Annotated in this window: 10 protein-coding genes and 1 riboswitch; of the genes, 1 reads left to right on the top strand and 9 read right to left on the bottom strand. The window is 29.6% G+C overall.

The features are described 5' to 3' along the window. Positions 1-60: 60 nt before the first annotated feature. From UF10_RS08440 to ribD, 5 genes are all read right to left on the bottom strand, one after another. Positions 61-891 carry a deoxyribonuclease IV gene (locus tag UF10_RS08440; protein WP_106777360.1) on the bottom strand — a complete coding sequence of 277 codons (831 nt, stop codon included), beginning with the start codon at positions 889-891 and terminating at the stop codon, positions 61-63. A gap of 256 nt (positions 892-1,147) precedes the next feature. Next, positions 1,148-1,612, bottom strand: a complete 465-nt coding sequence (gene ribH, locus UF10_RS08435) for a 6,7-dimethyl-8-ribityllumazine synthase (RefSeq protein WP_106777359.1) — start codon at positions 1,610-1,612, stop codon at positions 1,148-1,150. A 64-nt stretch (positions 1,613-1,676) separates the two neighbouring features. Continuing rightward, positions 1,677-2,888: a bifunctional 3,4-dihydroxy-2-butanone-4-phosphate synthase/GTP cyclohydrolase II gene (locus UF10_RS08430; protein WP_106777358.1), complete on the bottom strand. Its 1,212-nt coding sequence runs from the start codon at positions 2,886-2,888 to the stop codon at positions 1,677-1,679. 44 nt (positions 2,889-2,932) lie between these two features. Continuing rightward, positions 2,933-3,580: a riboflavin synthase gene (locus UF10_RS08425; RefSeq protein WP_106777357.1), complete on the bottom strand. Its 648-nt coding sequence runs from the start codon at positions 3,578-3,580 to the stop codon at positions 2,933-2,935. Further along, positions 3,581-4,720, bottom strand: coding sequence for a bifunctional diaminohydroxyphosphoribosylaminopyrimidine deaminase/5-amino-6-(5-phosphoribosylamino)uracil reductase RibD (ribD, locus tag UF10_RS08420; protein WP_207654587.1), 1,140 nt, complete (start codon positions 4,718-4,720; stop codon positions 3,581-3,583). Between the two features lie 291 nt (positions 4,721-5,011). Further along, positions 5,012-5,125: riboswitch (FMN riboswitch) on the bottom strand. A 536-nt stretch (positions 5,126-5,661) separates the two neighbouring features. On the opposite strand from ribD, the gene tpx reads away from it, so the two are divergent. Further along, positions 5,662-6,171 (top strand): thiol peroxidase, encoded by a 510-nt coding sequence (tpx, locus tag UF10_RS08415; RefSeq protein WP_106777356.1) that lies wholly within the window; start codon positions 5,662-5,664, stop codon positions 6,169-6,171. A gap of 359 nt (positions 6,172-6,530) precedes the next feature. On the opposite strand, the gene UF10_RS08410 is transcribed toward tpx, so the two are convergent. The 4 genes from UF10_RS08410 to murJ all read right to left on the bottom strand — a co-directional run bounded on the left by UF10_RS08410 (position 6,531) and on the right by murJ (position 12,241). Further along, entirely contained in the window at positions 6,531-8,306 is a 1,776-nt protein-coding gene (locus UF10_RS08410; protein WP_106777355.1) for a hypothetical protein, read from the bottom strand. 10 nt (positions 8,307-8,316) lie between these two features. After that, positions 8,317-9,111 carry an ABC transporter ATP-binding protein gene (locus tag UF10_RS08405; RefSeq protein WP_106777354.1) on the bottom strand — a complete coding sequence of 265 codons (795 nt, stop codon included), beginning with the start codon at positions 9,109-9,111 and terminating at the stop codon, positions 8,317-8,319. 64 nt (positions 9,112-9,175) lie between these two features. Then, positions 9,176-10,366 carry a 5-formyltetrahydrofolate cyclo-ligase gene (locus UF10_RS09520; RefSeq protein WP_106777353.1) on the bottom strand — a complete coding sequence of 397 codons (1,191 nt, stop codon included), beginning with the start codon at positions 10,364-10,366 and terminating at the stop codon, positions 9,176-9,178. Between the two features lie 357 nt (positions 10,367-10,723). Further along, positions 10,724-12,241, bottom strand: a complete 1,518-nt coding sequence (gene murJ, locus UF10_RS08395) for a murein biosynthesis integral membrane protein MurJ (RefSeq protein ID WP_106777352.1) — start codon at positions 12,239-12,241, stop codon at positions 10,724-10,726. Positions 12,242-12,451 lie beyond the last annotated feature (210 nt).

Raw genomic sequence — 12,451 nt, 5'->3', positions numbered from 1 at the left:
TCTCTAGCAATTATCTATAGAAAATATCTATTTTTATAACTCTTTATATCTATATATTTTCTAGACTTCCATATCTCTTAAAAGCTTGATTTCTTTTTCATATCCTTCAAAATCGTTTGGAGTTTCTAAAATCATAGGAAGATTCTTTAAATAAGGATGATTTACAATCTTTTTAAATACATCAAGTCCCAAATAACCTTCACCAATTTTTTCATGCCTATCTTTTTTAGAGTCCATTTCATTTTTACTATCATTAATATGAAGTGCTTTTAGATATTCTAAGCCTATCACTTTATCAAATTCTTCTAAAATACCATCAAAATTATTGACAAGATCATATCCGCTATCACTTATATGGCAAGTATCCAAGCAAACTCCAATCTTGCTTTTTAGATGTACTTTGTCTATTATAGCTTTAATTTCCTCAAAACTTCTTCCCACTTCTGTCCCTTTTCCGGCCATAGTTTCTAAAAGAACAGTAGTAGTCATTCCTTCAAATAAAGTTTCATTCAATACCTCTGCTATAAGTTCAATAGCCTTTTTACTCCCTTGCTTTACATGACTACCTGGATGAAAGTTGTAATAATTTCCAGGTAGGAGTTCTAATCTTTCTATATCATCTTTCATAGCCATAAATGCAAAATCTCTTGTGCTCTCAGTTGCACTGGCAGGATTAAGAGTATATGGTGCATGAGCCACTAACTTTCCAAATTTATGCTCTTTTATATACTTATTAAATAAATCCATATCCTTTAAATCTAAATCTTTTGCTTTACCACCTCTTGGGTTTCTGGTAAAAAATGCAAATGTGTTGGCTCCCATTGCCGATGCTTCTTTTGCCATAGCCAAATAACCATGTGTAACAGATAAATGTGCTCCTAAATATAACATCTTATTCTCCTTTAAAAATACACGCCCGTTTATACAAATATAGTAATTATATTTATACCCAATTATACCATATCCATAACAAAATAAAAGAGAAGCACCGCTTCTCTTTTGTTTTTAATTCCTTACATTCATATCAATTTATAGTTGTATTTTCTTATTTTTACAAGTAGATAGTTCAAAATTAGAATTATCAGATTTTATTATATTGCATATTAGAATTATCACTTAATAAATAAAATGACCATATTTATTTATTTTATAGATCGATATTCAATAAATTTATCATCTCTATTGCTGATACAGCAACATCAAATCCCTTATTTCCTGCTTTCGTTCCTGCTCTTTCAATAGCTTGTTCTATATTTTCTGTTGTCAAAACTCCAAACATCACAGGTATATCTGTCTCTAAAGATATATGAGCTATTCCCTTTGATACCTCACTACAAACGTAATCGTAATGACTTGTACTTCCTCTAATGACTGCACCTAGACATATAACTGCATCATACTTTCCACTCTTTGCCATTTTAGATGCCATCAAAGGTATTTCATAAGCCCCTGGTACCCAAGCCAAATCAATGTTTTCATCATCTACATCGTGTCTCTTTAAAGCATCTAGTGATCCTGACAAAAGCTTAGATACTATAAACTCATTGAAACGTGCTGCTACTATAGCTATTTTTGCATCCTTTGCGACTAATTTTCCTTCATATATATTCATAATTTCCCCCTGATTTTTATTTATTATAATCTATTTTTTTAGCTAAATTTTATTTATCTATTCTTTAAAGAACCTTTTTCAAATCTAAAATATGACCCATTTTTTCCTTCTTTGTCTGTAGATATTTTTCATCATATTCATTTGCTGTCATTTCTATAGGAAGTCTCTCAACAATTTTCATACCATAGTCTTCAAGCTGATAAACCTTATCTGGATTGTTTGTAAGAAGTTTTATAGTTTTTATTCCAAGATCTTGAAGTATTTGTGCACCTATATAGTACTCTCTCATATCCGCTTCAAAACCTAAAGCCAAATTTGCCTCCATAGTATCCATTCCTTCTTCTTGAAGCACATAAGTTTTCAATTTATTTATAAGACCTATTCCACGTCCTTCCTGACGCATATATAATATGACCCCTCTTCCTTCTTCATCTATTTGTTTCATAGCACTATGAAGCTGATCTCCACAATCACATCTTAAAGATCCAAATACATCTCCTGTCAGACACTCTGAATGTACTCTGCAAAGCACATTCTCACCATCTCCTATATCTCCCTTCACCAAGGCAATATGATGCTCTCCATTTAATATATTTGTATATCCATGTGCTTTAAAATCACCAAATTTTGTAGGAATATTAGCTGATACTTCTTTTTTAACTAACTTCTCTGTCTTTTTTCTATAATTTTGAAGCTGTTTTATAGTAGTGAATTTTATATCCCATTTCTGTGCTAACTCTATCAGTTCAGTCTTTCTCATCATTGTTCCGTCTTCTTTCATAATTTCACAGCAAAGTCCAACTTCTTTTAGACCAGCAATTCTCAAAAGATCTACTGTTGCTTCTGTATGACCGTTTCTTTCAAGAACACCATTTTCTTTTGCTTTTAAAGGAAACATATGCCCAGGTCTTCTAAAATCTTCTGGTCTTACATCTTCTTTTATACACTCTCTTGCAGTTAGCCCTCTTTCTACTGCTGATATTCCCGTAGTCGTATCTATATGATCTATAGACACAGTAAAAGCTGTTTCATGATTATCTGTATTTTGTGTTACCATTTGATCCAAAGCTAGTTTCTTGCAATATTCTTTGCTCATTGGCATACATATCAACCCCTTGCCATGAACTGCCATAAAATTTACATTTTCAGTAGTTGCGAATTCTGCTGCGCAAATAAAGTCCCCTTCATTTTCTCTATCTTCATCATCAGTTACTAAAACTATTTTCCCCTTGCGTAAATCCTCTACTACTTCATCAATTGTGTTAAACTTAAACATAATTCTCTCCCTCTCAATTTTAATTATATATTTTGTAATTTTATTTAAAATCCATTTTCTAATAAAAAATCCATCGTTATATCTTTTTTAACTTCTGACTTTTCCTTAAAGTTCAATAAGCTCTCTACATACTTAGCTATACAGTCATTTTCGAGATTGACTATATCGCCTATTTTTTTCATTTTTAAAATAGTTTCTTCTTGAGTATGTGGTATTATTGATACACTAAAGTCACTCTCTGACAAATTTGCCACTGTTAAGCTTATACCATCTATTGTTATAGAACCTTTTTCTATTATGTATTTCATTATTTTATCTTTAGCACTTATGGTATACCAAATAGCATTATCGTCATTTTTTATATTTATTATTTTTCCAGTTCCATCTATATGTCCTGATACTATATGCCCACCAAATCTTCCATTTAGCAACATCGCTCTTTCAAGATTTACGCTGGAATCATTTTTTAAAGTAGATAATGATGACTTTCTCAAGCTTTCATGCATTACATCTACACCAAACGCACTATTAGAAAACTCTGTAACAGTCAAGCAAACACCATTTACAGCAATACTGTCTCCTAGTTTTACATCTTCTAATACTTTTTTAGCATTTATAACTAATCTAGCTGAATTTTTTCCTTTCTTTATAGCTTTTATTTTTCCTATTTCTTCTACAATACCTGTAAACAATTATTTAACCTCACCTTCTATAAATATATCTTCTCCAAATATCTTTATTATTTTATTTTTTAATTCAAAGGCTTGGCTAGGACTATCTACTCCTGCCCCTGTGATAGGTGTTTTAGCATACTGACCTCCAAATATTTTTGGAGCTATATAGGCTTGAACTTTATTGACAATATTATTTTCTAAGGCTGACCAATTGATACTTGCACCACCCTCTATTAAGACACTGTCTATAGAAAGTTCCCCTAGCTTTTTCATCAGATCTTTTAAATCAACCCTTTTTTCAAGTGATTTTACCTTTAATACTTCACAATTTTTCTTTCTATATTCTTCTATCTTCTCTTCATCTTCCTCACAACTTGCAATAATAGTTCTGTACTTATCAGCCGTCTTTACAATCTTTGAATCTAGCGGCGTTCTTAAAAAACTATCACAAATAATTCTTATCGGACTTGTCAGAGGATATTTTATATCACCTATATCTATATATTTTTCTATACCTTCAATTCTACAATTGAGCATTGGGTCATCCTTGATTACAGTTTCAACTCCCACTAGTATTGCAGAATTTTTATGTCTGTCCATATGAACATTTGCTCTGGATTCCTCTGTACTAATCCACTTTGATTTACCTGAATATGTTGCCATCTTGCCATCAATTGTCATTGCGTACTTCATAGTTACATAAGGAGTCTTATTTTTTATATAGTGAAAAAATACTTTATTTAGTTCATCGCATTCTTCTCTTAAAACACCTTCCACTACTTCAATTCCACTGTCTCTAAGAGTTTGAATACCTTTGCCTGAAACTAATGGATTTGGATCAAAAGAACCAACGACAAGTCTTTTAATTTTCTTTTCAATTATAGCTTCTGTACAAGGTCCTGTATTTCCGTGGTGGCAACAAGGCTCTAAAGTAACATACATAGTCGCACCCTCAGGACTTTCTATACAATTAGCCAAAGCATTTCTTTCTGCATGAGCCATTTTGTATTTTTCATGATATCCAAAGCCAATTACTTTCCCACTTTTTACTATTACTGCTCCAACCATTGGATTTGGATTTACCCAGCCAGCGCCCTTTTTGGCCAAATCAATAGCTTCTTTCATATATTTTTCATCTATGTTTTCCACTTTTACCATCTCCTAATTTCTATATTCTCGCAAAATAAAAGCCTTGAAGAAAATCCTCAAGGCTTTGTAAACTTCTTATACATTTATCTTACAATCAACTACTTTTTATTTATCCAGTAATAACTTTTATTCTAACTACATTAAATAGTCTTATATTCATTAGTTATCCTTTATAACTTAATAGACAATAAAACTTTCCAATATAATAATAGCTTATAGATTGATATATAAAATAAAAAAACCTGAAACGAAAAAATCATTTCAGGACAAATGTACAACAATTAATGCATAATATAAATGCATTATCTTCTTTCATCCAGACTATACTGTCGGCTCTGGAATTACACCAGATCTGCAAAATTGCTCGCGGGCTTTACCGCCGGTGGGGATTTACACCCCGCCCTGAAGATATATCTTATTTAATTAACTTGAGTTTAGCATATTGTTCAAAGCTTGTCAATATTTTTTTCTGAATAAAATATACTATTTAGAAATATTCATTCAATTTGTCTACTATATCTCTATAATCATACTAATACTTATAAAAATTATATTTCTTTTAAAGATTATACACTTCTATTTCCTTTAATTAGACTATTTTCTTACTTTGATATATTCGATTTATCTTTTATTTTTTCAATTAATCCCAATATTTTTGTTTTTTTAAAAGCCTTTATTAAACTTAACAGAAATATATACTATCTTCTTATTAAAATTAATAAATGATATTTAAGTTTTACTTTTTTTAATTTTGAATTTCTTCAATTTTCTAACTATATCAACAAAGTTTTATTTTCGTGAATATTTATTCATTCCATGGGTATTATAATAACATAAGGCAAGAAACATAAACTGATTTAGAAATCACTAAACTTTCTTGTTAAAGTTTTTAAATATAATATGACTTTAAGATTAATAATAAATTTAGTTAAAATTAGGAGGAAATAAATATGGAAAAGAGATCAGTAACAACTTTTGGAGGAAATCCTGTAACATTATTAGGTAAGGAAATTAAGGTTGGAGATAAAGCTCCAGAGTTTACATGCGTAAAGGGAGATTTAAGTCCATTTAACCTAAAGGATGTAGAAGGAAAAGTTAAGTTAATAAGTGTTGTTCCTTCAATAGATACAGAAGTTTGTGAACTTCAGACTGTTAGATTTAATCAGGAAGCTGGAAAGTTAGACAATGCAGCTGTTATCACTATTAGCTGTGACCTTCCATTCGCTCAGGCAAGATTCTGTGGAGCAAAAGGCATAGACAATGCAGTAGTGGTATCAGATTATAATGGACATTCATTCGGTCTTGGTTACGGATTCTTGATGGATGAATTTAAACTTCTTAATAGAGGTATATTAGTAATAGACAAGGATGATGTTGTTAGATATGTAGAATATGTATCTGAAAATACTAATCATCCAGATTATGACAAGGCTTTAGCAGCAGCTAAAGAACTTCTATAATATAGAGCTTACTTAAAATTTTTATATAAAGAGGATATTGTGTAGTTTTACCTTCTTTCACGATATCCTCTTTTTGTGTTTAAATATTTACTTTTCTTTACACTGATATAGTTTTTTGTTTATGTATCTTTTATATATCTATATTTTTTTCTATGTTTTGTATATTGCCACGTTTTTTTATTACTACATTTTTTTATTACTACATTTTTTTATTACTACATTTTTTTATTACTATATTTTTTTATTACTAGATCCTTTTATCCCTACGTTTTGTATATTGCTATATCTTTCTATTTCTACGCCTTTTTTACTTCCTATTAATCTTTTTATAAATACTTTTTCCAAGTCTTTATATATTCTTATAGTTTATTCAAGTATCTCTTTGTTCTTAAAAAGCAAATAATTGATAATATCAATATAAAGGCTATCATAGCACCGACTGCTACATTTCCTAAACCAAAGGCACCTATTCCCATAAACACAGCTACACCAAATATTACTAACATCATACTCAAAAAGAATATAATCATCGTCCATCCTTTGCTTATTCTAGAGTAAAGTTCCGATATATTTTGCCAATTAGTCATTGCATGCTTATGATCAAATATTACCCACTGTGACCCTATAGAAAATGATAAAATCAACATCGATAATATTCCTAAAACAGAGGCAAGCAGTCCTACTTTTAAAAATATAAATGCTGCTATTAATAATAACATTGGAAAAATTGCCGTTATTCCTACTGAAAATACATACTTAAGTAAAAAATATCTTTTTTCACTTATTGGTAAGCTCTTTATATAATTATAGTTTTCTCCGTCCAGAGAAATCATTATTGCAGGCAAGCCTGTGCTATACACACTACTCAGTACAGCAACAGCTATTGATATGGCTATTGCAAAAAGTAATTTATTAGAGCTTATAAATTCTACTCCACCATACTTCATTATGTTTATCATATTTGGAAATAATACAAGTACTGGCATCATAATAGTCAAAAGTATCGATTGAGATATTACTGTTGAATCATTTATCAAAGATAGATTATACTTAAACATTGTCTTTATAAAGCTTGTTTTTTCTGATTTTTCAAGCTTCGACTCTGAAATATCTCCAATAGAACTTATATTATCAACGCTATCCAAGGACTTATTATTAATGTTTTGATGACTTTGGGAAGAATTGTTTCCTAATAAATGATCTTTATTTTTATCTATTAGCTTGTTATCTAGCTGCATTTCTTTTTCTACACTTTTAACTTTCTTATTTCCAGATTTCACTATATTTGTCTGAAGTTTTCTAATTGTTGAGTAGAAATTATTCTTCAACTTAGATACTGATAGGACATATAGAGTTGCTACTACTAGAAATATCACCACTATAAGAAATATATGCATAGTGTAAGAAGTCATCATTTTTGTAAGCGGTCCATAAACTAAATCTTTTTTAAGTATAGTTTTTTCTGCCAATTTATTTGAAAACTGTTGTATCACAAGTATAAATCCTACATTTAAAATCATAGTTACTACTGTAATAGCAGTAATTATCCTTGTCTTAAATTTTGTTAATATTGCAGTTTTAGATAGTCCATTCATTACTAGAGTATTCAAAACAATAATTATACCCCATAGAAGTAAAAAATCTATCAAAGCAAATAATACTGCTAGAAAAATCGGATAGTCAATTCTAATTAAGTATAATAATATTATTGAAACCATTGGTATAGCAAGCTGCATAGTTGCAAGCGAGACCACTGCCATCTTTGCATTAAATACTGTACTCTGATCTATAGGAAGGGTCATATAGCCCTCTATATCCTTACTTTCATAAAACACATTGAAAAAGTATGTAAATGTCTGAAAAATATTCATAACAATAAATAATAATATACTATAATCAACTATGTATGGAAACATACTGTAGTCTATCGGCATAAATATTAAGCTGTAAATAAAAAGCATCATTACACTTCCAAAAACATAGGATCTTATACCTAAGTCTTTATATATTTTATCTGGATTTAGCCTATATTTATCTTTTTTCCACATTTTAGTAGTAACGGCAGGGTTTGCATACAGTAAGTTTATTTTAAATATCTGCTTAAACATACTATCTATTTTAAATCTTTTTTTCATACTGTATCACCTACTTATTTAAATTATTTTTCATATTATTTTCTTCTATATCTATATCCTCTAAACCACTGTAATCTATCTTTGAGTTTTCAGGGCTCACAAGACCAAGATATATCTTTTCCAAACTCTCTCCTGGATGAATATCTTTCAAATCCTGCATTGTTCCAACAAATAAAAGTTTTCCCTTACTAAGAATTCCTATTCTATCACAAATCTGCTCTGCAACTTCCAAAACATGAGTAGAAAATAAAACTGTATTTCCATCTTCAGCATGTTTTTTCATCAATTCCTTTAAGTTATAAGATGACTGTGGATCTAGTCCTGTCATTGGTTCATCCAATATCCATATTTTGGGATTTGATAATAGTGCTGCTATTATAAAGGTTTTTTGTCTCATACCATGAGAAAATTCCTCTATCGTTTTGTTATAGTTATCCTCCATAGCAAATACAGAACAAAGATAATCAAGTCTTTTCTCTCTTACCTTTGGGGCAATTCCATAAGCATCGGCAACAAATTTCCAAAAGTTAATTGCAGGAAGCTTTAGAAACATATCAGGGGAATCCGATACATATCCTATCCTTTTCTTTATTTCCAATCTTTCCTCTTTTAAGTCCATTCCATCAATAAATATATTTCCGCTTGTTGCTTCAATAATACTTACTAAAGATTTAATTGTTGTTGATTTTCCAGCTCCATTATGACCAATTAAACCAAATATCTCTCCATCTCTTATCTCAAGATTCAGATTATCAAGAGCTTTCTTATCGCCATATTCTTTTGTTAATCCTTCAATTTTAATCATACGCACTCCTTTTTAAATTTGTTTTATATATTTTCAGACTAGCTTTTTACTTTCTCTTACAATCCTAGTCACTTAGAATTTTATAAAACCCTTTTTCTGTTATGATTTTTTCTATCTTTACGTCATATTTGGAAACAGCTATCTTTTTTGCTATTTGCTTTTCTCTTATTAAAAGTATTTTTTCTGCCTTTATAGACTCCAAAAATCTATCATAGTATCCTTTTCCAAACCCTAGCCTATTACCATCCATATCAACACTACAACAGGGAACCACTATTAAGTCTAAATCTTCCTTGTCTATTTCTTTTGATTTATCAGGATCTGGCTCCAAAATATTGTACTTTCCAACTCTCAAATCATCAATAGACTCTATCTTATATGCCTTCATTATTTTATCGTCGACACAATATGGAACTGCAAGTGTTTTTCCATCCTTTATAGCCTTTTCTATAAATATTGATGTATTTATTTCTGGTCTTTTACCAACATAGCAAAATATATTTTTAGAATTTATATACTCTTCACTTTTTAAAAGCCCTTCTATTATTTTTTCATCTGAAGATTTCATATAGTTTTCATCTAAATTCTCTGCTAACTCTATCATTTCTTTCCTAAGATTTTCTTTATCTTTTTTTAAATTTCTTTCTTCTGTTTCTTTTTTAGAAAACTCACAACCACAATAGTCCTGCCTGTACATACCATATTCTCTTGTTATATCACAAGATCTTTTATATCCATTGTTTTTCTTAAAATCTGAAGGAAGATGTGCTATACCAATTTCCTTACCTACTTTTTCAGCGATTTTATTTAGAACTTGAGAGTTTTTGTGAGGACTAATTGAAAGTGTTGTTGTAAAGTAATCGAAGCCATTTTCTTTTCCTATCTTTGCTGCTTCTTTTAATCTCATTTCATAGCATTTGTGACATCTACTGCCACCTTCTGCTATGTCCTCCAATCCTTTGGCCATTTCATAAAATTTTTCCACTTCGTATTTTCCTTCAATCATATGTATAGGATTTTTAGCTTTTGTCAGCTCTATAATCTTCTTTTGTTCTTCTACTCTAAAATCATATTCTTCTGAAGGATATATATTTGGATTATAGTAAAAAACAGTTATTTCAAAGTACTCCGATAAATACTCTAAACAGTAGCTGCTACAAGGACCACAGCAGCTATGAAGCATTAAACTAGGAACTTTCTCTTCATCTATATCTTTAATTATCTTTTCCAACTCTTTTTGATAGTTTATTTTCATTTTGTTCACTAAATCACCTTACCCTTTCCATATATTTTCATACTTGCTTAATTATATATTAGCTCACTTTCTTTTCTTTTTATAGAATTCTTTCCATAAAAATATACCATAGCTTTTGTATTATTACTATGATATATTCTTATTATTTCAATATTTAATTTTTTTCTTTTTTTATAACATATTAGTAATCAATAATTTTTATTAAAATTCATTTATAATTATAGATAAAATTTACTATAAATCTATGACCACTCTTTTATTACTTTTAAGATTGTTTCTATAAAGAGACATATTCTATATAAATATATACTTTCTATATAAATACATTCACTATATATAAATGCATTCATTCTATACTCATGCCCTCTTTTTTAATCTCAAAGCAGCACTTTTAATTACTTCTCTAGAATTTGAAATATCAAACAAGGCTATCATAGAGAAATAAATTATTACTCCAAAACTAGCTGAAATTGCAAGACTCTTGAAAACACTTATATATATATTTAATTGGTTGTATAAAAACCTAGACAAAGTTATCATTACTATAGATATTGCCATTATCTTAGCAAAATTTTTAATGAATTCTTTTGTGTTTAATCTTCCTATTTTTTTCCTCAATTTATATGTAAGTGTTAGGCAACCTATTATTGATGCTGTAGAAGTTCCTAAAGCAATACCTTTTAAGCCAATTTTTTGAGAGAAAGCTATACTTAAGATAGCATTTAAAGCAACCATTACCATACCATTTTTAACGGGAGTCTTTGAGTCCCCCATACAATAAAATGTTCTCGATACAATTTCTCTTAAAGATGCTCCAAATATTGTCAAACTATAAAGCATTAAGCACTGACTTACTGCAATCGTATCATTATGGGAGAACTTACCACCTTCATATATTACGTGAACTATTGGCTCTGCAAATACTATAAATGCCGCTATTACAGGAATACAGAAAAGGTAATTTATCTGTGCATATTTAAATACATTTTTCTTAAGACCTTCCATATCTCCATTAATAGCACACTTACTGATTACAGGGTATGCAACTGTGACTATAGAAGTTAAAACAATATATACTAAAGCATTTATTCTATCAGCGTAGTTTAATACCGCTACTCCACCTTCAATAGCCCTTGAAGCCAAAGTTTTATCAACAAATACATTTATTTGATCCACTGCAACTCCCAACATCAATGGTATTGCTAATATAAGAATATATCTTATATTAGGATCTTTTAAATCAATCTTCCATTTATGACTATAACCTGTCTTTTTTAAAGCTGGCAATAAGACAAGATTTTGAAATATTGTAGCTATTAATATTCCGACTGCAATCATATACTCATTTGTATAAACACTGATAATGGTAAATATTATCAGTATTATATTTTGAAGAGCCAACCTTGCTGACGGAAGTATATAGCTATCATGAACATTCAAGTATCCCGTAAATATTGCGGCTATAGAATTAAAAGCCGATCCTAAAAGGACAATTCTAACAAATTTTATTGCCATTATCTGTTTTTCTCCAGTAAATCCTGAAGCCATAGCAAACACAAGCGGTCTTGCAAATACTATTCCTATAATACATAAAAATACACTAAATATCATAACAACATTTGCTATATTGGCCGTAAAATCATTAGCAGCTTTTTCACCTTTATCCTCAACTACTCTATTATAACTCGGAATAAAACTGGTATTTAAACTATTAAATAGAAATGCGAATAGAACTGTCGGAACCGCAAGTGCAATCACGACTACCTCTGCAACTGCCGAAGTTCCGTAATAGTTAGACATCAACATTTCTCTAATAAATCCAAATATCCTAGAAATAATTGACACTAACATCAAAATAATCGCTGTAGATTTCATATATTAATCTAGTACCAAGGGTACTCCCTTTCTATAAATTTTTAGATTAAAATCCATTCTTACTATATTATAATTTTGAGCTTAATTCAATCTTAATCCATAATTTTTCTAATTGTTTTCAAATTAAACTTTAAAGACCGCATTTTTTTGGTATAATACTAATGTAAGGATTTAAAAGAAAATTTTTTTATATATATTGAAAGGGGTAAT

Origin of the sequence: Peptostreptococcus russellii (assembly GCF_003012055.1) — a bacterium.
Lineage (GTDB): Bacteria > Bacillota > Clostridia > Peptostreptococcales > Peptostreptococcaceae > Peptostreptococcus > Peptostreptococcus russellii.
The sequence above is the reverse complement of the archived record's forward strand: the minus strand, read 5'-3'. Positions and strand labels throughout refer to the sequence as shown.

Bases quoted from the DNA above. Each gene is read 5' to 3' on its own strand.
- UF10_RS08440 (WP_106777360.1), bottom strand. From the start codon at position 891: ATGTTATATTTAGGAGCACATTTATCTGTTACACATGGTTATTTGGCT.
- ribH (WP_106777359.1), bottom strand. From the start codon at position 1,612: ATGAATATATATGAAGGAAAATTAGTCGCAAAGGATGCAAAAATAGCT.
- UF10_RS08430 (WP_106777358.1), bottom strand. From the start codon at position 2,888: ATGTTTAAGTTTAACACAATTGATGAAGTAGTAGAGGATTTACGCAAG.
- ribD (WP_207654587.1), bottom strand. From the start codon at position 4,720: ATGGTAAAAGTGGAAAACATAGATGAAAAATATATGAAAGAAGCTATT.
- tpx (WP_106777356.1), top strand. From the start codon at position 5,662: ATGGAAAAGAGATCAGTAACAACTTTTGGAGGAAATCCTGTAACATTA.
- UF10_RS08410 (WP_106777355.1), bottom strand. From the start codon at position 8,306: ATGAAAAAAAGATTTAAAATAGATAGTATGTTTAAGCAGATATTTAAA.
- UF10_RS08405 (WP_106777354.1), bottom strand. From the start codon at position 9,111: ATGATTAAAATTGAAGGATTAACAAAAGAATATGGCGATAAGAAAGCT.
- UF10_RS09520 (WP_106777353.1), bottom strand. From the start codon at position 10,366: ATGAAAATAAACTATCAAAAAGAGTTGGAAAAGATAATTAAAGATATA.
- murJ (WP_106777352.1), bottom strand. From the start codon at position 12,241: ATGAAATCTACAGCGATTATTTTGATGTTAGTGTCAATTATTTCTAGG.